The 21,341-nt window shown below is 43.8% G+C and carries 20 protein-coding genes and 1 other RNA gene; 11 read left to right on the top strand and 10 right to left on the bottom strand.

Annotated elements, in window-relative coordinates:
• Nucleotides 1-90 precede the first annotated feature (90 nt).
• From thrA to thrC, 3 genes are read left to right on the top strand one after another with little or no spacing between them, the layout of a single operon-like run.
• Nucleotides 91-2,535 carry a bifunctional aspartate kinase/homoserine dehydrogenase I gene (gene thrA / locus B4Q04_RS19145; protein WP_088697746.1) on the top strand — a complete coding sequence of 815 codons (2,445 nt, stop codon included), beginning with the start codon at nucleotides 91-93 and terminating at the stop codon, nucleotides 2,533-2,535.
• Nucleotides 2,536-2,537: 2 nt separating this feature from the next.
• Entirely contained in the window at nucleotides 2,538-3,461 is a 924-nt protein-coding gene (locus B4Q04_RS19140) for a homoserine kinase (protein ID WP_088697745.1), read from the top strand.
• Complete coding sequence (gene thrC, locus B4Q04_RS19135) at nucleotides 3,461-4,756, top strand: threonine synthase (RefSeq protein WP_088697744.1); 1,296 nt, start codon at nucleotides 3,461-3,463, stop codon at nucleotides 4,754-4,756. Before B4Q04_RS19140 ends, thrC begins: the two co-directional genes overlap by 1 nt.
• A gap of 36 nt (nucleotides 4,757-4,792) precedes the next feature.
• Here thrC and B4Q04_RS19130 read toward each other — a convergent pair whose 3' ends face one another.
• The gene (locus B4Q04_RS19130; RefSeq protein WP_088697753.1) at nucleotides 4,793-6,409 is read right to left on the bottom strand and encodes an aminopeptidase P family protein; all 1,617 of its coding nucleotides are present in this window, start codon (nucleotides 6,407-6,409) and stop codon (nucleotides 4,793-4,795) included.
• A 142-nt stretch (nucleotides 6,410-6,551) separates the two neighbouring features.
• Here B4Q04_RS19130 and gcvT point away from each other — a divergent pair, with 142 nt between their 5' ends.
• The 4 genes from gcvT (at nucleotide 6,552) to B4Q04_RS19110 (ending at nucleotide 9,736) form a co-directional block, all read left to right on the top strand.
• Complete coding sequence (gcvT, locus tag B4Q04_RS19125; RefSeq protein WP_088697743.1) at nucleotides 6,552-7,637, top strand: glycine cleavage system aminomethyltransferase GcvT; 1,086 nt, start codon at nucleotides 6,552-6,554, stop codon at nucleotides 7,635-7,637.
• 32 nt (nucleotides 7,638-7,669) lie between these two features.
• Nucleotides 7,670-8,497 (top strand): sugar nucleotide-binding protein, encoded by an 828-nt coding sequence (locus tag B4Q04_RS19120; protein ID WP_088697742.1) that lies wholly within the window; start codon nucleotides 7,670-7,672, stop codon nucleotides 8,495-8,497.
• Between the two features lie 90 nt (nucleotides 8,498-8,587).
• Nucleotides 8,588-8,875: a 4a-hydroxytetrahydrobiopterin dehydratase gene (locus B4Q04_RS19115; RefSeq protein WP_013991861.1), complete on the top strand. Its 288-nt coding sequence runs from the start codon at nucleotides 8,588-8,590 to the stop codon at nucleotides 8,873-8,875.
• A 150-nt stretch (nucleotides 8,876-9,025) separates the two neighbouring features.
• Entirely contained in the window at nucleotides 9,026-9,736 is a 711-nt protein-coding gene (locus B4Q04_RS19110) for a YebC/PmpR family DNA-binding transcriptional regulator (RefSeq protein WP_013991862.1), read from the top strand.
• Nucleotides 9,737-9,852: 116 nt separating this feature from the next.
• Here the strand turns inward: B4Q04_RS19110 and B4Q04_RS19105 are convergent, their stop codons facing one another.
• The 6 genes from B4Q04_RS19105 to B4Q04_RS19080 form a co-directional block, all read right to left on the bottom strand.
• Nucleotides 9,853-10,392, bottom strand: coding sequence for a 1-acyl-sn-glycerol-3-phosphate acyltransferase (locus B4Q04_RS19105; RefSeq protein WP_013991863.1), 540 nt, complete (start codon nucleotides 10,390-10,392; stop codon nucleotides 9,853-9,855).
• Nucleotides 10,393-10,470: 78 nt separating this feature from the next.
• Complete coding sequence (locus B4Q04_RS19100) at nucleotides 10,471-11,598, bottom strand: iron-containing alcohol dehydrogenase family protein (RefSeq protein ID WP_236631051.1); 1,128 nt, start codon at nucleotides 11,596-11,598, stop codon at nucleotides 10,471-10,473.
• 4 nt (nucleotides 11,599-11,602) lie between these two features.
• A complete protein-coding gene (locus B4Q04_RS19095; protein WP_088697741.1) occupies nucleotides 11,603-12,304 on the bottom strand; it encodes an HAD family hydrolase in 702 nt (233 codons plus the stop codon).
• Nucleotides 12,295-13,008, bottom strand: a complete 714-nt coding sequence (gene kdsB / locus B4Q04_RS19090) for a 3-deoxy-manno-octulosonate cytidylyltransferase (RefSeq protein ID WP_201723417.1) — start codon at nucleotides 13,006-13,008, stop codon at nucleotides 12,295-12,297. The genes B4Q04_RS19095 and kdsB overlap by 10 nt, the downstream gene beginning before the upstream one ends.
• A gap of 106 nt (nucleotides 13,009-13,114) precedes the next feature.
• Complete coding sequence (locus tag B4Q04_RS19085; RefSeq protein WP_013991867.1) at nucleotides 13,115-13,684, bottom strand: DUF4126 domain-containing protein; 570 nt, start codon at nucleotides 13,682-13,684, stop codon at nucleotides 13,115-13,117.
• Between the two features lie 104 nt (nucleotides 13,685-13,788).
• On the bottom strand, nucleotides 13,789-15,228 hold the full coding sequence (locus B4Q04_RS19080; RefSeq protein WP_046287298.1) for an ATP-dependent RecD-like DNA helicase: 1,440 nt from the start codon (nucleotides 15,226-15,228) through the stop codon (nucleotides 13,789-13,791).
• Nucleotides 15,229-15,329: 101 nt separating this feature from the next.
• Between B4Q04_RS19080 and B4Q04_RS19075 the strand changes: the two genes are divergently transcribed.
• The 3 genes from B4Q04_RS19075 to B4Q04_RS19065 are packed head-to-tail and all read left to right on the top strand — an operon-like array spanning nucleotide 15,330 to nucleotide 17,345.
• On the top strand, nucleotides 15,330-15,983 hold the full coding sequence (locus B4Q04_RS19075) for a hypothetical protein (RefSeq protein ID WP_088697739.1): 654 nt from the start codon (nucleotides 15,330-15,332) through the stop codon (nucleotides 15,981-15,983).
• Nucleotides 15,958-16,791, top strand: coding sequence for a DUF3822 family protein (locus B4Q04_RS19070; RefSeq protein WP_088697738.1), 834 nt, complete (start codon nucleotides 15,958-15,960; stop codon nucleotides 16,789-16,791). Before B4Q04_RS19075 ends, B4Q04_RS19070 begins: the two co-directional genes overlap by 26 nt.
• A complete protein-coding gene (locus B4Q04_RS19065) occupies nucleotides 16,791-17,345 on the top strand; it encodes an RsmD family RNA methyltransferase (protein WP_088697737.1) in 555 nt (184 codons plus the stop codon). The genes B4Q04_RS19070 and B4Q04_RS19065 overlap by 1 nt, the downstream gene beginning before the upstream one ends.
• A 9-nt stretch (nucleotides 17,346-17,354) precedes the next feature.
• On the opposite strand, the gene rnpB is transcribed toward B4Q04_RS19065, so the two are convergent.
• An RNA gene (rnpB, locus tag B4Q04_RS19060) (RNase P RNA component class A) lies at nucleotides 17,355-17,664 on the bottom strand.
• Between the two features lie 125 nt (nucleotides 17,665-17,789).
• Here rnpB and B4Q04_RS19055 point away from each other — a divergent pair.
• Nucleotides 17,790-19,613: a DNA polymerase III subunit gamma/tau gene (locus B4Q04_RS19055; protein ID WP_013991872.1), complete on the top strand. Its 1,824-nt coding sequence runs from the start codon at nucleotides 17,790-17,792 to the stop codon at nucleotides 19,611-19,613.
• Here the strand turns inward: B4Q04_RS19055 and B4Q04_RS19050 are convergent.
• Both B4Q04_RS19050 and B4Q04_RS19045 read right to left on the bottom strand, forming a co-directional pair.
• Entirely contained in the window at nucleotides 19,602-19,964 is a 363-nt protein-coding gene (locus B4Q04_RS19050) for a transmembrane 220 family protein (protein ID WP_088697736.1), read from the bottom strand. The genes B4Q04_RS19055 and B4Q04_RS19050 overlap by 12 nt on opposite strands.
• Nucleotides 19,961-21,340: an alkaline phosphatase family protein gene (locus B4Q04_RS19045; RefSeq protein WP_013991874.1), complete on the bottom strand. Its 1,380-nt coding sequence runs from the start codon at nucleotides 21,338-21,340 to the stop codon at nucleotides 19,961-19,963. Before B4Q04_RS19045 ends, B4Q04_RS19050 begins: the two co-directional genes overlap by 4 nt.
• Nucleotide 21,341 lies beyond the last annotated feature (1 nt).

Raw genomic sequence — 21,341 nt, 5'->3', positions numbered from 1 at the left:
CACCACCCCTTTGGGGTAGGCAAAAACATATCAGTTCGTTATCGCGTTATTTCGCACCCAATCTATTTTTAAGAGTTAATTTCCTCTAACATGAAAGTTTTAAAATTCGGCGGCACATCCGTAGCCAACGCCTCCAACATATCATTAGTAAAAAATATCGTATCCCAATCAGATGCCAAAAAAACTATTGTTGTGGTATCTGCTTTCGGTGGTGTTACCGACCTCTTGCTCAATGCGGCACAACAAGCCTCTGCCCAAGACCAAGGTTATAAATCTATTTTAAAAGAAATCGAAGACCGACACTTGGATACGGCCAAGTCACTTATTCACGTAAGCGCCCAAAGCAAGGTACTAAGCAAGGTCAAAAGTGAAATCAACACTTTAGAAACCCTACTCGAAGGTGCTTTTCTCATTGGGGAAATCACTCCTCGTCTTTCCGATAAGATCGTAAGCTACGGGGAACTTCTATCATCTTATATCATCAACGAATATTTTATTCAAGAGGATTTAAATTCCGCTTATATCGATAGCAGGGAACTGATCAAGACCAATGACATAAACGGTAAGGCCGCGGTCAATTTCGACCTGACCAATGACAACTGCGTGAAGTTCTTCGATAAAGACGACCACCAAGTCATTGTTATGGGAGGTTTTATCGCTTCCTCGGAAAACGGCAACTCTACCACCTTAGGCCGTGGAGGTTCAGATTATACGGCCGCTATTGTAGCTGCGGCCATCAATGCCGAGTTCTTGGAAATATGGACGGATGTTAGCGGTATGTTTACGGCCAACCCAAAAATCGTAAAACAGGCCAAGGCCATTCCGCACATATCGTACGAAGAAGCCATGGAGCTATCGCATTTTGGCGCCAAGGTCTTATACCCCCCAACCATTCAACCGGTATTGGCCAAAGGTATATCCATCGTAATTAAAAATACATTTGAACCCGATAATTCCGGAACCTTAATCACCAAGAACAAAAACGAAAAAGGCAAGACGGTGCGTGGTATCAGCCATGTAGAAAATATTGCCCTATTATCTCTTGAAGGTCCTGGAATGGTAGGTATTCCCGGTATATCAAAACGCTTCTTTGAAGTGCTTTCCCTATCAGAAATAAGCGTAGTGCTTATTACCCAGGCGTCTTCGGAACACTCTATCTGCGTAGGTGTTTCGGCCGATGATATCGACAGGGCCACCGAAGTGGTGAATACTGCTTTTGAATACGAAATAGAACGCGGAAAGATAAAGCCCGTAATTGCGGAAAAAAATTTGGCCATCATAGCACTGGTCGGCGACAATATGAAAAGCCATCAAGGCCTGAGCGGTAAAATGTTCAGCACTTTAGGCAAGAACAACGTAAACCTACGTGTCATTGCACAGGGCGCTTCGGAGCGGAACATTTCGGCCGTTATCAAGAAAGAAGACGTTAAAAAAGCCCTCAACGCCCTTCACGAAGAATTTTTTGAAGAAAACATCAAACAGCTCAACCTCTTCGTAATGGGTGTGGGTAACGTAGGATCTAAATTATTGAAGCAGATCTACCAACAAAAGAAGTTTTTAAAAGAAAACCTAAAATTGAACATACGCGTCATTGGCATGTCGAATTCGCGCACCATGGTTTTTGACGAAAACGGTATTCCCCTTAAAAATTGGGAAGCGGAACTGGCCGCCGGACAAAAGGCCGACAAGGTCGAGTTCATGAAAAAAGTCAACGAGCTCAATTACCGCAACAGCATTTTCGTAGATAATACGGCAAGCGAGGAGGTTTCCAAAACCTACAACGCCTATTTGGGCAACAGCATTTCGGTAGTTACCTGTAACAAGATCGCCTGTTCTTCGGCCTATGAAAATTACCAAGAACTAAAGTCGCTTGCGCGAACCTACAATGCCCCTTTCTTATTCGAGACCAATGTAGGGGCCGGACTTCCGATTATAGATACATTAAAACATTTGATCGCCTCGGGCGACAAAATCCTTAAGATACAAGCGGTTCTATCCGGAAGCCTGAACTTTGTTTTCAACAACTTCAACGACAAGACCACTTTTCACGATATCGTGAAACAAGCCCAGCAAGAAGGTTATACCGAACCGGATCCAAAGATAGATTTGAGCGGTGTTGATGTGATGCGAAAAATCTTGATCTTGGCCCGTGAAAGCGGAAACCAATTAGAGATCGGCGATATTGAAAACAAATCGTTCTTACCTCAAGAAAGCCTTGACACTACGAACAATGAAGATTTCTTCGCTTCGTTGATCAAGCATGAAGACGATTTTCAAAAGATGTACAAAGAGGCCCAAGACGCCGATAGCAAATTAAAGTATGTGGCCCAATTCGAAAACGGAAAAGCCAGTGTAGGCCTTCAGGCCATCCCTAAGGGACACGACTTTTACAACTTGGAAGGCAGTGACAATATCGTTCTTTTTTATACGGAGCGCTACCCTAACCAGCCTATGATCATCAAAGGGGCCGGTGCAGGGGCCGACGTTACCGCCTCAGGCATTTTTGCCGATATCATTAGAATCGGAAATTTCTAATTATGGAAGAAATTAAAATATTCTGTCCGGCAACGATTGCCAATGTCTCCTGCGGATTTGATGTACTCGGTGTGGCCCTAGATAACGTTGGCGATACCATGGTGGTTCGAAAAACCTCGGAAAAAGGCTTAAGGATCACTAAATTAGAAGGCCAAGACCTCCCCATGGAAACTGAGCGCAATGTGGCCGGTGTAGCAGGCTTGGCTCTTTTGGAAAAAGGCGACTACGAAGGTGGATTTGAAATCGAAATCTACAAAAAGATAAAGGCCGGAAGCGGAATCGGCAGCAGCGCAGCGAGTTCAACAGGGGCCGTTTGGGCCATGAACGAGCTATTGGGCAGGCCGTTTTCTACCCTTGAACTGGTTCAGTTTTCTATGGAAGGCGAACGGTTGGCAAGTGGCGTCGCCCATGCCGACAATGTAGCCCCGGCCCTATTTGGAGGCTTTACCCTGGTGCGCAGTTACGCCCCCTTGGACATTATACCTATTCACACGCCTTCCGAATTGTACGCTACGGTAATCCACCCACAAATAGAAGTAAAGACATCTGATTCGCGAAAAATACTGAAAACCAATATCACCTTGGCCGACGGCATTAAGCAGTGGGGCAACGTAGGCGGGCTCATAGCCGGCCTATTCACTGAAGATTACGACCTCATCGGACGTTCCTTGGTCGACCATATCGTCGAGCCCATCCGCTCCATATTGATTCCTGGTTTTGACCAAGTAAAAAGCGAAGCTTTAAATGCAGGTGCCCTAGGTTGCGGCATATCGGGTTCCGGGCCTTCTATTTTTGCGTTCAGCAAAGGTGAAGCTATGGCAAACGAAGTTGCGGCCGCCATGAAAAATGTATACAAGAACATTGGTATCGATTACGATGTTCACGTCTCTAAAATTAACCGTGAAGGAATAAAGACCCTACAGTAATGAATTTTTATAGCCTAAATAAAAAAGCCCCCGAAGTTTCGTTTAAAGATGCGGTAATCAAAGGAATCGCTCCCGATAAAGGACTGTATTTTCCTGAGCGGATAGAGCCCCTTCCCGCGCGTTTCTTTGAACATATCGAAGATTTGACCGATCATGAAATTGCATTCAATGCCATTCACCAATTTGTATCCGATGAAATTCCCAACGACAGGCTCCGCGAAATTATTGCCAAGGTCCTTGACTTTGACTTTCCGGTAGTTGAAATTGAGGAAAACGTATCGACCTTAGAACTTTTTCACGGTCCCACCATGGCCTTTAAAGATGTCGGCGCACGCTTTATGGCCAATTGCCTTGGCTATTTTTCAGAAGGGGAAAAGCAAGATGTAACCGTATTGGTAGCCACTTCAGGTGACACCGGTGGCGCCGTTGCCAATGGTTTTTTAGGTGTGGAAGGCGTTCGTGTGGTCATTCTCTACCCGAACGGAAAAGTAAGCGATATTCAAGAACGACAGCTGACCACCTTGGGCCAGAATATAACCGCCCTTAGAGTAGACGGCACCTTTGACGACTGTCAAAAAATGGTAAAGACCGCTTTCTTAGACGGAGACCTTCTGGAAAAAATGCAATTGACATCGGCCAATTCCATCAATGTGGCGCGCTGGCTGCCCCAATTGTTCTATTTTCTGTTTGCCTATAAACAAGCGAAAGCAAAGGGAAAGGAAATCGTTTTCTCCATCCCCAGCGGTAACTTCGGAAACATCTGTGCCGGTATGGTAGCCCAACGTCTAGGCATGCCCGTAAAACACTTTATTGCCGCCACCAATGTTAACGACACCGTGCCCGAGTTCATGAGAACGAAGGAATACACCCCAAAACCCTCTACACCAACCATCTCAAATGCCATGGATGTGGGCGACCCAAGTAATTTCATTCGCATCAGACATTTGTACCAAGATAATTTTGAAGCGTTACAGAAAAACCTCTCTTCGTATGCCTTCTCCGATGCGGAAACCAGGGAAACCATGAAAAAAGTATACGCTAAAAGCGGCTATATTACCGACCCCCATGGGGCTGTCGGTTATTTAGGGCTGAAGAAATACCAAGAAACGCATCCCGATTGTTACGGTATCTTTTTAGAGACCGCACATCCCGTAAAATTTTTGGATGTGGTGGAAGACACCATCGGTCGGTCGGTCGATATTCCCGAACAGATCAAACAGGTAATGGACAAAGAAAAGAAGTCCCTTTCCATAAAGGAATACGACGAGCTCAAACAGTATCTATTGAACCGCTAATAAAAAAGCCCCTAAATAATTTTAGGGGCTTTTTTATTAGTTCAGCTTCGGAAGCTCAAATTTGTCCAACGGACTCGGTTGCTTCATAACTTTTTCTATGTCCTCTGCCTTTCTAGGCGCCATGGCCGATAGGTTTACCGGCCCGTCTTTCGTTATTAGGATATCATCTTCTATCCGTACCGCTATACCCCACCATTTTTCATCACAAGCACTTCCTTCGGGAATATAGATACCCGGCTCTACCGTAATTACCGTATTCTCCTGAAAAGGTCTATAGGTTCCGGCATCATGTACATCTAAACCTAAATAATGCGAAGTACCATGGGGAAAATAAACACGGGCCTCTTCTTCCTTTTTGATTATACCCAGTTTCATCAGACCTTCGGTAACCACTTTACTCGCGGCTTGCCCCGGGGCCTGGAAGGGGGCACCGACTACACTGGCCTTAATACCCGCTTCCTGAGCTTCATATACAATATCGTATATCTGTTTTTGTTCCTTGGTAAACTTTCCGTTAGCCGGTAGGGTTCGGGTAACATCGGCCGTGTAGCCCCGGTATTCGGCGCCTAGATCCATCAACACCAAATCATTGCCTACCTGAGGTTTGTTGTTTTCTATGTAATGCAAAATACACCCATTATTGCCTCCTCCTACAATAGAAGGATACCCTTCGTATTCCGCACCGTATTTCTTATAGACATATTCGTGCACCCCTTGGATTTCGGTTTCCGACATGTTCGGGTGCATGGCCTTCATCACCTCTACCTGCCCCACTGCCGAAATCTCTATGGCTTTTTTCAAGAGCGCCATTTCTTCCTCAAGTTTGGTCTCGCGTAAAGTCGCCATAATCTCGCCCAACGTAGAGGAATCCAAATTATGGGCATCGAGCTTTAGGGAAACCTTTTGCTTTATTTCATTTCGCAACTTATCGTCCCCGGCATTTACAAATCCACTTAAAAGTTCATCTTCCTGCAACTTTTCGTCCCGGTTCAAATAACGCCCCAAAACTTGGGCCACATTGGCACTGTTCTCAACATCCGTAGCGGTAATCATCGAATAAAACCGCTCTTTTGAGCCATCGTAATCGGCCGGATAATTGGTTTTTTCCTTGAAGGTTTGTATCAAATCGAAGAGATCCGCCCCGTCCCTTGAATCGCGATAATCGTTCTTAAAATCAAAGAACAGCACCTTATCGAACTTTTTAAAGTCGACGGCCACTTGTTTGAACGCACTACCGTTAAAGACCGATTTGAAACCCAATTTACTTTTAGCCCCTTCTATTCCCAGACGTTTTCCGTTCCATTGCTCGGCCCTCGGGTCGCGCTCCTGTACATAAAGTGTCTCATTGTACACTTCTCCATTGGCATCTTTTTGATCTTCCGAAAAAATAAGCAAGACCGAGTTCGGCTCCTTATAGCCTGTCAGGTAATAAAAATTGGGGTCTTGATGGTAGACATAATCTACATCATTGGCACGATTTCTAACGGCGTTGGCAAAAAAAACGGCCACACTATTGGCGGGCATCATTTTTCGGACCGCTTCCCTTCTGTTCTTGTGAAAATCGGCCGAAAGGAAATCGGAAGGTTCGTCTTGGGCCATGCTGGACAAAGGAGCCATACATATCGCTACCATTACATAAAGTAGTCTTACCATTTTGTATTTTTTAGAGGTTTGATCTTTTCGCATTGAAACAATGCTTGGGGTAATTTACAAAGATTATGCAAAACATATCAAACCGCAATTATACAATAGTTAAATATTTCAATAGCTTTGTAAGCCTAAATAAAGAAGTACGATGAAAAATACTGCGTTGACCCAGACCCATGAAGCCTTAGGTGCAAAAATGGTACCCTTTGCCGGATACAATATGCCTGTTTCTTATGAAGGCATAAATGTAGAACACGAGACCGTTCGCAAAGGTGTGGGTGTTTTTGATGTTTCCCATATGGGAGAGTTTTTGATCGAGGGCCCGAAAGCCCTAGACCTTATTCAAAAAGTATCGTCTAACGATGCCTCTAAACTTACCCTTGGAAAAGCACAATACAGCTGCCTCCCGAATGAAACAGGTGGTATTGTCGATGATCTTATCGTATATCGCATAAAGGAAGAAACCTACCTTTTGGTAGTCAACGCTTCGAACATTGAAAAAGACTGGGCACATATATCAAAATACAATGAAGAAATAGGCGCTACCATGCGCAATATTTCTGACGAATTTTCACTTTTGGCCATCCAAGGGCCCAAAGCTGTTGAAGCGATGCAATCGCTGACATCGGTCGATTTGGCCAGCATCAAGTTCTACAATTTTGTGGTAGGCGATTTTGCGGGAATCGACAATGTCATTATTTCGGCTACCGGTTATACCGGATCGGGCGGATTCGAAATCTATTGCAAGAACAGCGAGGTACAACAAGTATGGGACAAGGTTTTTGAAGCAGGAGCCGCCTACGACATCAAACCCATAGGTCTTGCCGCTCGTGACACCCTACGTCTTGAAATGGGCTATTGCCTATATGGTAACGATATTGACGACAGCACCTCTCCGTTTGAAGCCGGATTGGGTTGGATCACCAAGTTCACCAAAGATTTTGTAAACAGCGAAGCCTTGGCCAAAATAAAGGCGCATGCCCCAGAACGCAAGTTGATCGGATTTGAACTTGACGAAAGAGGGATACCAAGACAGGGGTACGACATAGTGGACGGACAAGGAAAGACTATTGGGATTGTAACCTCCGGTACCATGTCCCCTTCGTTGGGCAAGGGTATAGGCCTAGGTTACGTTCCTAGCGTATTTGCGGAAGCAGGCAGTAAAATACACATTCAAATCAGAAAAAATGCGGTACCGGCCACTATTGTAAAGCCGCCTTTTTACAGAGGATAAGCGGCACAGACACATAAGAGAGAGGGAGAAAGATGGACGACGGAAGTAAAAAAATTCTCATTTTAGGAGCCAGTGGTTTTTTGGGCCATGCCATATACAAAGAGCTATGCAACTATTTTGACACCTACGGCACGTATAATTCGGCCAGACGATCATTTGAAGGCAACAAACAGTTCTTCAAATACAATATGGAAGAGGATGACGTTCATGAAATTCTGGAAAAGGTAGGCCCAAAAGTAATCGTATCGGCCGTCAGGGGAAATTTTGCCTCGCAAATCGTGGCCCATCGGCACCTTGTCGAATACGTAAAGGAAAACGATTGTTGCCTATACTTCCTCTCTTCTGCCAATGTGTTTGACGCCTATAGCAAATACCCTTCCTACGAGCACGACAAAACGCTTTCGGAGAGTGTATACGGACGATTGAAGATCAAAATCGAAAATATGCTCCTTAGGCTTCCCCCAAAAAAAATGGGCATACTGCGTATACCCATGGTTTTCGGCAATAGTTCTCCACGGGTAAAGGATATCAAAAAATATATTTGGGACAATGCGCCTGTTGAAGTTTTTCCCAATCTGGTCTTGAACGTAACCAACGACGACAAACTCACCCAACAGATCCATTACCTCATCAACAGAAATAAAAGAGGTATCTTTCATCTTGGCAGTAACGACCTTGTGCACCACGAAGATTTCACAAAGGAAATCGTAGAGCGCATCGGTGATTTCACCCCGATCTACAAGCGGGTATTCACCACTAACGACGAACGATATCTCGCCGTATTGCCCCGAGACAACAAACTCCCTAAAAACCTACAGTTTAGCTATCAAGATATCATAGACCACCATGTGATGCGCTAGAACTCACAATAAGGGTATTTTTTACCCCCGAAGAAATTTGAAATGATTAATTTCAGGTTTTCGTAACCACGCAAATACAGCAACACACCTATGAAAAAATTATCTGAACAAGAAATCGAGAGCCAACTTGCCAAGCTTGACGGTTGGGATTACGCCAATGGCGCCATTGAAACCTCGTTCGAATTCAAGGACTTCAAAGAAACTTTTTCGGTAATGACGCGTATTGCCTTTGAATGCGAGGCCCAAGGGCACCACCCCGACTGGAGCAACGTTTACAATTCATTGCACATTCGACTGAACACCCACGATGTAGGGGGCCTTACGGAAAAAGATTTTAAGTTGGCGCATAGCATTGAAGCGATTATTGAAAGTGAATAAAAGGTAGCCCTATTTGACAAAATAATATTCCTGTACGGTTCAAAAACGCCCCTTATACAAACTTCTTTTGAAATGGTGAGGGCCAAGTACTTGCACCCGTTGTCAATTTTATTAAATTTGCTACCTTCAACAAATATTTAGTTACAGATTATGGGAAGAGCTTTTGAGTTTCGAAAAGCACGTAAAATGAAGCGATGGTCAGCTATGTCAAAGGCCTTTACTCGCATTGGAAAGGATATTGTAATAGCTGTAAAAGAAGGAGGACCGGATCCGGACTCCAATTCAAGACTTAGGGCGGTCATCCAGAACGCCAAGTCGGTAAACATGCCCAAGGACAATATTGAGCGCGCCATTAAAAGAGCCTCCGATAAGAGTCTAGGCGATTACAAAGAAGTATTGTTCGAAGGTTACGCACCCCATGGTATAGCGATCCTCATCGAGACCGCTACCGATAACAACACCCGAACCGTTGCCAATATCAGAAGCTATTTCAATAAATGTGATGGAAGTTTGGGCACATCGGGTTCTGTAGAATTTATGTTTGACCACACTTGCAATTTCAGGATTCCTGCAGAAGGCATCGATCCCGAAGAACTGGAACTGGAACTTATTGATTTTGGAGCGGAAGAGGTTTTTGTAGATGATGACGGTATTTTGATCTACGCCCCTTTTGAAAGCTTTGGAGCCATTCAAAAAGAACTGGAAAACAGGGAGATTGAAATCTTATCCTCCGGATTCGAGCGCATTCCACAAGTAACCAAGCAGCTTTCAGAGGAAGAAGCTGCCGATGTCGAGAAGCTTTTAGAAAAAATAGAGGAAGACGACGATGTTCAGAACGTCTATCATACAATGCAAGAATAGCATTCGATAACGAAAGTTATTTCACATATTAAAAAAGCGGTCCGATAGGCCGCTTTTTTAATAGGGTAAACCTAAGTTTGTATGATGCGAAAAAAACTTTTCTTCCTTAACACACCTTATGGCTGCCGTGGTATCTTTCCGACTACACCTTTAAAGAAGTCTTCATAAACCTTAAAATCGGCGTCTTTATCATCGGTAGTATACAAAGGTTCTGAAATCTTGACCTGTTTTTTACCAAAATCAAAGGCCACCAGCACAACGGGCACTTGGGCTCCTTTGGCGATATAATAAAACCCGGTTTTCCATTTATCCACTTTTTTCCGGGTACCTTCAGGAGCAATGGTCAATCTAAATTTCTTCCGCTCTTGGAATACCTTTACTGTGGCCGAAACCATATCGTTATTCTTACTACGATCAATGGGCTCTCCTCCCAACTTCCTAAATATAAAACCGAAAGGAAAGGCAAAGAGACTTTTTTTACCGACAAAATTGATAGGTTCATTCCATATTTTCCGTATCAACAAACCGAGAAAAAAATCGACATAACTGGTATGTGGAACAACGGCGATGACAAACTTGTCTAAATGACCTGGAAATGTACCGACCATCTTCCAGCCCATCAGCTTGAAATAAATAAAACGGGCCAATCTTTGCATAGAGGAAACTTTAAATTAAAGAAAAATACGGATAGGCATCAAAATGCCATGACCACTTTCCCTTAAGCGGCAGGAAAGTTATATTTTTTCATAAATAGACCTCAACTTTTCAGGAGTAATGGTTTCCCGCCAGTTCTTACCTAAGGCGTTTTCCCATAAGGGAACCATATTCATGGCAACGGAAATCATTGTCTCAAAATCGGCATCACTTAGGTTGGCACAAACCCCTTGCGGCAATGCTATATCGTGCTTTTGCCTCATTTCGTGAAAAAGGGCCACGCCTTCAGGATAAAACTCCTCCAAGTGTTGAAACACCAAACAATTGCCAATACCATGTTTAACCCCCAACAAATAGCCGAGACCGTAACTCATCGCATGGGCTACACCCACCTGTGAATAGGCTATGCTCATACCCCCGTGCCATGATGCCATCATTAATTTATCACGCGATTCTTCAGGGGATAAACTCCCTAAATAGACTTCTTTACAGAGTTCCAAGGCCTTTTCGCCATAACTTTGGCTAAAGGCGTTCAGGTAAGTTCCCGTCAATGACTCGATACAGTGGATATAACAATCCATACCCGTATAGAACCACTGCTCTTTGCTGACCCCTTGGGTCAAATCGGGATCTAAAAGCACTTGGTCAAAAGTGGTATGATCGGAATTGATTCCTAATTTCTTTTCGGGCCCCAAGAGTACGGTAGTTCTAGAAACCTCGGCACCCGTACCGCTTATGGTAGGTATTCCGGCATGGAAAACGGCAGGTTTATGAACCAAATCCCAACCTTGATAGTCAGAAGAACTACCGTTGTTCGTTAGCAAGATGGCCACGGCCTTTGCCAAGTCAAGCAATGTTCCGCCACCGATTCCGACGATACCGGAAGGCAATTCCCCGAATTCGGCCTTGATTTTATCGACCAAGACATCTACCTGGGTCGTTTTCGGCTCTTCTTCCGCCGAAATAAAAATAATCTGATCATTAAAAATTAAAGGGATTCTTTTGGCCAATTCGGTATTCTCAAAAACATCATCGACCAAAAAAATAAACGGTGCTTCGGAATGCTTCCTTCTCGGCATTAAAATAGCTCCCAATTGATCAAAACTCCCCCTTCCGAATACCACCCTGGGTACCATTGGAAAATTCTTATATTCAGTATTCACACTAATTGTTTCGGGCTTACGCCCCATATCTTTTTTAACCTCCATAGTCTTATTTCAAATACCCCAAAATATCTGTCAATCTATTTATTTTCAGATATTTATAATCATCCTCATTTACTTTGACCTCTTCGTGCTGCCAGGTGGTATGAAAAGGAACGTGAACCGCCTGGGCCCCAATATTCACAAGGGGAAGAACATCCGATTTCAAAGAGTTTCCGATCATAAGAAATTCGTTTACATCGATCTGCAAATGGTTCAACAAATGTAGATAGTTTTCTTCTTTTTTATCGCTCAAAACCTCCACATGTTGAAAAAATTCAGAAAGTCCCGATCGTTCCAATTTGCGTTCTTGATCCAATAAGTCTCCTTTGGTCAGTACTATTAACCGATAATTTCCGCTCAATTTACGTAAAACTTCCCTTACGCCCTCTAACAATTCTACAGGTTGCCTTAGCATCTCTTTGCCAATATTCAAGATTTCGCCGATCGTTGCCTGCGAAACCTTATTGTTCGACAGTTCCAATGCCGATTCTACCATTGAAAGCATAAATCCCTTAACCCCGTAACCGTAAAGCTCAAGGTTTTTGATTTCCATTCTGAACAACTCTTGATCAATGGTATTCATGGTTTCGTACCCTTCGAGAAGCTTGCCAAACTTTGTTTCGGCCTCCCTAAAATAGGTTTCATTTACCCATAGCGTATCATCGGCATCAAAACCGACGACCTTAATATTACTATAGTCTACTTCCATGCCTGTTGTGCTCTTTTCAAATCTTCAGGGGTATCGATTTCTATTCCGGAAACCGTGGTTTCCACCATCTTAATTTTTTTGCCGTATTCCAAATAACGTATGGCCTCGATCTTTTCTATGGCCTCCAAGGGCAGCATCGGCAACCTTTGAAAGTCCATCAAGGCCCGTTTTCTAAAGGCATAGATACCTTTGTGCTTATAATATATGCTCTCTATATCTTTATTTCTAGGATAAGGAATAGGCGAACGTGAAAAATACAATGCAAAATTTCGGTTGTCGACTATAACCTTGACCGTATTAGGGTTGCTTATTTCCTCTTCATCGGTAATACGTACCATTAACGAAGCTAAGTCGATTTCTTTATCGGGATCCTGCTTAAACACCTCCAATACCCCTGCCAGGCTCTCGCGATCGGTAAAAGGTTCATCCCCCTGAACATTGACAATGATATCAACATCCATATCGGTAACGGCCTCGGCAATACGGTCACTACCACAGTCATGCTCTTTTTGGCTCATTAAGGCTTGGCCACCGGCACTTATAATGGTATTGTAAATAACATCGCTATCGGTTACAACGAATACCTCGTCGAAAAGCATGGTTTTTAGCGCAGCTTCATATGTTCGTAATATAACCGGCTTACCCGAAAGGTCCTGCATCAACTTTGCCGGAAATCGCGATGCGGCATAACGGGCCGGTATCATGGCTATTATCTTCACTTTACTATAGTATTATCGTTAACTACATATTTTATACTTCATGCCTACGGCCAAAACATCCGTTTGCATAAGCTTACCGCTCAAACAGTATCTATCTTTTTGTCCTAGGCCTTAGTTTTCTATAGATCCTAAAAATCAAAGCTAAAATGATAACCACCAAAAATGCGGCCAAAATAGGAGCGAATATAGAGGCCGTGGTCACGACTAAGGCGGTACCCGTCTCTACCGTCGAAACCAAGGGATTTCCCAATCCTCCGGTGGTAGCCGTCGAAGCCAATCTACTGGTCGCCCCTGCCCCTTTAATGGCCGTAGCGGTACCGCCACCGGCTATTATGGCCAAAGACCAAGTAACCACGGGATCAAGATCTGCCACGGTAGACACCATTACAGCTGTACCCGCAATAGCGGCCAAAGGTACCGCAAAGCTATCTAAAACATTATCTACCCAAGGGATAAAGTAGGCGAAAATTTCCACAAACGTGGCGACGCCCAGCGTAATCAAAGCCGCTAAACTACCGATCCACTGCCAGCTCTCATTCAACTCCCAGACCCCGGTGTACGAGGCCAGACTCAAGGCAAAAAGCGGCAAGAATACACGAAAGCCTACCGAAGCGGCCAAGCCTACCCCTAAAAAAATACTGATAATGGTATCTGATGTCATCTCAACTAAAATTATTTCATTCCGCCATTCGACCCGCTAAGCCAAGGCCTCCCCTTCAGCGGCAAACCGATTTAAAACTAGCGCTTTACCAAGACGAATTTAGCCTATTCCGAATCAACAAAAAAATCGTCCTTAAATCCGATAAGGTACAATTGTTTTTTGGCCCTTGTAACAGCCGTATACAACCAACGTAAATACTCTTTATCCACACCGTTCGGCAAGTAGGGCTGCTCCACGAAAACCGTATTCCACTGCCCCCCCTGTGACTTATGGCAGGTGATGGCATAGGAAAACTTGACCTGTAGCGCATTAAAATACTTATTGTTCTTTACTCCCAAAAACTTCTTGTACTTTGAACTTTCGTTGGCGTAATCCTTCATTACCTCCTGATACAACCTATTGCCCTCTTCATAGGGCAACGAAGGTGTTTCGGCCTTTATGGTATCTAACAGAAGTACCGTTTCAAAAGGTTTCTGATTAGGATAATCTACCATTTGCACCTTCACTTCGGCAAACCGGAAGCCGTACAGTTCCTTAATGGCAAAAATTTCAAGCACCTCTATGATATCCCCATTGGCAATAAAACCTGCCTCCGTATTCGGACTCAGCCAAAAATAGTTGTTTTTGACCACCATCATATAATCACCCACCGCCAACTCGTTCTCTAGAAACAAGATGCGACTGCGAATGTTTTCATTGTAGAGGTTGGCCCTTTTATTGGAGCGCACGATAAATGCGGTCTCTTCCTTTCCATTTTCCGAATAACTGTTGTCAATGGCTTCCTGTATCTCATATCCGTCAACGAGCCTGACGATATCCTTATAGTTATCGAGGTGAAATTGGAAATTTTCAAAGAAACTTCCTTGTAATTGTTCACGAAGCAGGGTGGCGTTAACCAAAATTCCGGAATTTTCAGCTTGGCGCACCACCTCGTCAAGTTCCAATCGTATCACTTCCTTATTATAATTCAAGGCCAGTTTATCGGGATCCAAGGCCGGACTCAAATCTAAATGCACCGGCGGCAACTGGGCGGTATCACCGATTAAAATAAGTTTACAGTTATGTCCTGAATACACGAACTGTATCAGGTCATCTAACAAAGAACCGTTACCAAAGAGCTTTGAATCGGTAGGTGCATCGGGTATCATAGACGCTTCATCAACGATAAAGATAGTGTTGCGGTGCTTGTTGGGCGCCAAGACGAACTGTATCCCCCCACCCCCCTGTTTCTTAGGGAAGTATATCTTTCTATGGATCGTAAAGGATTGCGTATTGGCGTAGTTTGACATTACCTTGGCCGCACGCCCCGTCGGGGCCATAAGTACGGCTTTCATAGTGGTTTTCCACAGGCTGTTGACCAAGGTGCCGACCAGGGTGGTTTTACCCGTACCCGCAAAGCCTTTTAGAAGAAATACGTCCTCCTTTCGCTTTGAAAGTATAAAGATGGCCAACTTTTCTAAGGCTATGGCCTGCTTCAGCGTAGGTTCGTGTGGAAATTTTTCCTTTAGAATTTTATAAAAAGATGCATCGGTCAACATTGTCATAGACCTCAAATATAAACAGGATTTTTGGGCGAAAAACTTTTGCGATTGAAAAAAAATTGTAGATTTGTGACAACCACTAAAATATAATTAACACTTAAGAAATGAAGACCATAATTCAAATTGTACTGTGGATAGCTTGTATAGGTTTGGGATACCTTATATACCAATCAGTTACAGGGCCCATCGAATTCAATAAAGTGAAGGAAGAACGTTTCGGGCAGGTTATCGCCAAATTGAAAGACATTAGAAACGCGCAGGAGGCCTACAAGACAGTCAACAGAAAATACGCTAACGACTTTAACAGTTTGATCAAGTTTATCGATACTGCACATTATACTATCACCCAGCAGAGAGATTCATCTTATATGGAATTCGATAAGACCTACGGCATCGACATGCTTAAAGAAGTGAGAATTGTAGATACCCTAGGTACGGTATCGGTTAAAGATTCACTTTTCAAAAGTGACAACCGTTACAAAACCTTAATGGAAGTACCTTTCGCAAAAGGTGGTGAAAAATTCGAAATGAAAGCTTCGATCCTTTCCAAAGGAAACTATAAAGCCCCTGTTTTTGAAGCCAAGGTCGACAAGGCCGTTGTATTGTACGACCAGCCTGAAACCCTCCTTAAGAAAGAAAAAGCCGAAGTTGGCGTTGAAGAAGTAAACGGACCTTTTATCAAAGTTGGATCTTTAGACGAAGTCAGTACCAGCGGAAACTGGCCCCCTATATATGACAAAAAAGGAGACAAAAAATAACACTGGAGAACTAGTGGAAGATTTCAAAAAACTGTCCATTCAAGTTAGCTTGAATGGACTTTCTTTTTGTGTCCTCAATACTGTAGAAAATTCCATTGTAAGTGCCGAGAGCGTAGTCTTTGCCAAAAGATTGACGCCCTACGAGGTATTAAAGCGCTTAAAACTTCTCTTCTCCACCCACAAAATAGAACAAGACCGGTATTCAGAAGTTGTGGTAGTCCACCGCAACACTCTCTTTAGCCTAGTACCCAAACCCTTGTTCAACGAAGAAGAACTGGCCAACTACCTAAAGTTCAACACCAAAATACTGGCCAATGACCACTTGGCCTATGATGAACTCGATAGCTTTGATATCATCAATGTCTATGTTCCTTTTGTAAACATCAACAATTACATTTACGACCTTTTCGGCGAATTTACTTTTAAGCATAACGGAACCGTATTAGTAGAATCACTGATGAACCCCCATATGGCTTCAAAAGAGCCCACCTGTTATGTTCTTATCTCGGAACAACAGATGGATGTCACCATAATCTCCGGAAAGAAACTTTTACTCTACAACAGTTTTACGTTCATCACCAAAGAAGACTTTTTATACTACCTGCTTTTTACCTTAGAGCAACTTGAACTCGATACCGAGTCGGTCTTCATAAAGCTTTTCGGCCAGATCGAAGAAGGCGATGACATCTACACGCTTTGCTACAATTACGCAAAGAACGTCTCGATATTTTTCCCTTCCTTCTCTGAGCACCCCCATTTAAACTCTAAAGAAGAGACCATAGATTTCACCGTTATAAACGCTTTTTAATGCGCATCATTTCAGGCACACATAAGGGCAAGCGAATAAGCGCCCCCAAAAAACTTCCGGTTCGACCAACCACGGATATGGCCAAGGAAGCCTTGTTCAATATTTTGAACAACCGCTATTATTTTGACGAGCTCACCGTAGTAGATCTTTTTTCGGGCACCGGAAATATCAGCTATGAATTCGCCTCCCGGGGCACCAAAAACATAAGTGCGGTAGACGCCGATTATGGCTGTGTGAAATTTATCAACGATACCTCCGACACTCTTGAGATGGGCATTGCCGCATTTAAAAGCGATGTTTTTACCTATCTTGAAAAATCGCGGGAAAAGGCGACCATCATATTTGCCGACCCTCCTTATGACCTTCCTATAGAGTCCTTTGAAAAAATTCCCCAAAAGGTATTCGAAAACGGCCTATTGCTAGACAACGGACTACTCATCATTGAGCACTCGAGCCACATGGACCTATCACATCTTGAACATTTTGTGGAAAAAAGAAAGTACGGAGGTAGCATTTTTAGCTTTTTTGCCTGGCCCGAACCAGTCACCCTCTAAACCAAAAATAAAAAAAGCAGGCCATAAGCCGGATTCTGTCAAGCCCCGAGGGACTTCCCTATCATTTATCTAGTACCAACATTACTGCTGGCCTCTAACCGCCTACCCTTCGGCTCGGGCGTGCAACCCTCAAGCACCGATTTACATGGCGTTTCACCGCATAGAGTTTACCTGGTTTCACTACAGCATTACCTGTACATACTTTCTGCTGCACTTGTCCTTTCCGTTAAACGGACGACGGGCGTTACCCGCTATGCTGCACTATGGTGTCCGGACTTTCCTCTCCCGTTTTCACGGCAGCGATAAGGCGACCTGCTCAACCTGCAAAATTAGAACAATTGTTGATAAATAAAGACTTTATCTTGTCGAAATAAAACCCTCTTACCAATCCTATTTTTATATTTGCACATTCGAGTGAACGTAAATTCTAAACCGTAGTTTCTTTTGGAACCCTTTATTGTATCGGCACGTAAATATAGACCCCAGACATTTAGGGATGTTGTGGGACAACAGGCCATTACCAATACCCTCACCAATGCCATTGAACACAATCATTTGGCACAGGCCCTTTTATTCTGTGGCCCTAGGGGAGTTGGTAAAACTACCTGTGCGCGTATTTTGGCCAAACAGATCAATTCAGATGGTACCGAACGTGAAGGTGAAGATTTTGCCTTCAATATTTTTGAGCTCGATGCCGCTTCGAACAACTCGGTAGACGATATCCGTAACCTTATCGACCAGGTACGTATCCCGCCCCAAGTCGGTAAATACAAAGTATATATCATCGATGAGGTGCATATGCTCTCGCAATCGGCTTTCAACGCTTTTCTAAAAACCCTGGAAGAGCCACCAAAACACGCCATTTTCATTTTGGCGACCACAGAGAAGCACAAAATTATACCTACGATACTTTCGCGTTGTCAAATTTTTGATTTCAAGCGAATTACCGTCAAAGACGCCGCCGAATACCTAAAATACATAGCCGAAAACCAAGGCATTGTTGCAGATGACGACGCCTTGCACATTATAGCCCAAAAAGCGGACGGTGCCATGAGGGACGCCCTCTCCATTTTTGACAGGGTCGTTAGTTTTTCAGGAAAGGAATTGACGAGAAAAGCCGTTACAGAGAACCTTAACGTTCTTGACTACGACACCTATTTCTCGGCAACCGATTTGATTTTAGAACACAACATTCCCCAATTATTGCTTTTATTCAACAAAACCTTGTCACTAGGTTTTGACGGCCATCACTTTATCAGTGGCCTTGCTTCGCATTTCAGGGACCTTATGGTATGTCAGCACCAAGACACCATAAACCTGCTAGAAGTTGGCGACGTAGCCAAACAGAACTATCTAGAGCAATCAAAGAAGACCTCTAACCGCTTCCTATTGCAAGCCTTGAACATTGCCAACGATTGCGACCTCAAGTACAAGACCAGTAAGAACCAGCGGCTGCTGGTAGAACTTACCCTGATGAAATTAGCCTCAATTGATTTTGAGGCTGAAAAAAAAAATTCTGAACACGACATCTTAACAGGCCCTAGCCCTGACTTTATCGCTCCCGCTTCTTTTTTTAAGGGGAACAATGCCCTACAAAAAAAACCAAAGGAAAGCACCGCCCAAGAACAATCGCCAGCAGCGCCCCCTACCCCCGTAGAAGCAAAGAACAAGGAAGAGCAAACCCATTATCGGCCCCAAGAAAGCCCGAAAGAAGTTCCGAGTTCGGATGCTGTGGTAGAACCCAAGCCCGAAACCGAACCCCAACCGGAAACACCTCCGATAAAAAAACTCAATATCGGTGGCGGCAAAAGGGTATCAGGACTCTCCCTTTCAAGCTTAAAGATCAAAAAAGAGCACGAGCTAAGCCGAAAAGACGAGACCATTGACGAAAGTAAGCTACCCAAAGACCCATTTACCGAAGAGGAAATGCAGAAGCACTGGGCCGATTTTGTCGATAAAATCGATTTGGAGGGCAAGAAAATATTAGCTTCCAACCTCAATGCCGATGTACCGAAACTACTTCAAGAAAAAACCATTTGGATCGAGCTTCCCAACGGCACTATGAAAAAGGAGATTGAGCGAGAGCAATACGACCTGATGGAGTATCTGAGAAAAAAACTCAACAACTACTTTATTGAACTAAAAATAACCGTAAACGAAACCGTAGCAAAAAAGTTCGCGTTTACCCCAGAAGAAAAATATCAAAAATTACGGGAGAAAAACCCAGCCATAGATTTGCTGCGCCAAACTTTTGACCTAGACCTTTAATCGTCTTTTTACATACCGTTCGCGCCACATATAAGTGAACATAACCAAGGCCACAATCAGTAGACCACAAGCTTCCCGGCCTCTTTCAATATTTACGATATTACCTTCACCAATGGTAAAACCTTCAAATTTTTCGGGCCAAGAAACAATGGCTCCTATCAAATAAAGCATTCCCAAGACAGCCGCCACGGAAAATTTCAACCTATCCATAGCGAACAATAGCGAAGCTATCGCGGCAAGGCCATAAATACCATACCATAAAAAGGCATCGGGGTCGTTATTCTGAACATAGGCCGACCATAGAAACAAGGCCGTAAACACGAAGCCGAGTAGTTTAAAAAAATACCTCATATATCTTCGGTTACATGGTTTTTTAAGATCTGGTATACATCGGTCGCTTCAATAGCATCGTCGAAAGTAGCGTTGATCTGATCGGTAACCAAAATAGGAAAATCAGCCTTATCTTCCGGAATCCTACCATGCGACCCCTTTACCAAGGTGGCATCCAAGGGTATAATGTTCATTACCGTCCTGAATCCCAATTTCTTCTTCAATAATTTACCGATAACCTTGGCCATCACCAATTTATCCTTAGGGTCCGTCAACATTTCCACTGGATCATAACCCGGTTTTTTATGAATATCCACCATACGCGCATAGTCGGGAGCCTTAGCATCATCTAACCAAAAATAGTAGGTAAACCATGAGTCCGCATCGGCCACAACCACAAGGTCTCCACAACGTTCATGTTGTAAATTGACCTTTTGCAATTCTTCCCCTGTCAATACCATTTCTACCCCCGAAACCGACTCCAACAAAGCCTTAACTTCCAACTTTACCGAAGGGTCGTTCAAATAAACATGGGCTATTTGGTGGTCCGCTACCGCAAAGGCCTTGCTCTGCCCGGCATCCAACAACTCCAATCCGCGTTCTTCCCGTATGGCGATATAGCCTTTGGAACGCAGGATCCTGTTCAAATGAATAGGATTGCTCACATCGGTAATACCATATTCAGATAGCAATACAATACGTGCATTGCGCTGTTGAAAATGCGTCACCAACTGCTCCACCACCCCATCTATTTCCTTAAGGTCCTTTTTGATCTTGGTAAAATCAAGGCCGTGACGTTGCAAATTGTAATCTAAATGTGGAAGGTAAACCAATGACAGGGTCGGGTTATGCATCTCATCGGTACGTATGGCTGCATCGGCAATCCATTTACTCGATTTAATGGAAGTTTTCGGCCCCCAAAATTGGAATAAAGGGAAGGTACCCAACTCTTCCTGCAAGGTATCCCTCAGTTCAGGGGGATACGAATACACATCGGGAATCTTTCGCCCATCCGCCAAGTAATTGGGCCGTGGCGTTAAACTATAATCTACATTAGAGTACATATTATACCACCAGAAATGGTTGGCACAGGTAAAATGTTCATCTTCCCTTTTTAACTCGTCCCAAAGCTTTTCGCTCTGCACCAATTTATTCGATTGACGCCAGAATTTCACCTCGCATTCCTCTTTAAAATACCAGCCATTCCCCACTACACCGTGTTCAGACGGGGTTTTCCCGGTCAGATAGGTAGACTGGACCGAACAAGTTACCGCCGGTAAAACAGGACTGATATAGGCCGACTTGCCTTTTTTTAAAAAAGACTCAATAAAGGGGGTATGCTCCCCGATAAGACGTTGGGTAAGGCCCACAACATTGATCACTAGCGTTTTTTTCATC

Source organism: Zobellia sp. OII3, from assembly GCF_002211465.1.
Lineage (GTDB): Bacteria > Bacteroidota > Bacteroidia > Flavobacteriales > Flavobacteriaceae > Zobellia > Zobellia galactanivorans.
Note: the sequence above shows the minus strand (reverse complement) of the source record. Positions and strands in the feature narration are given on the sequence as shown.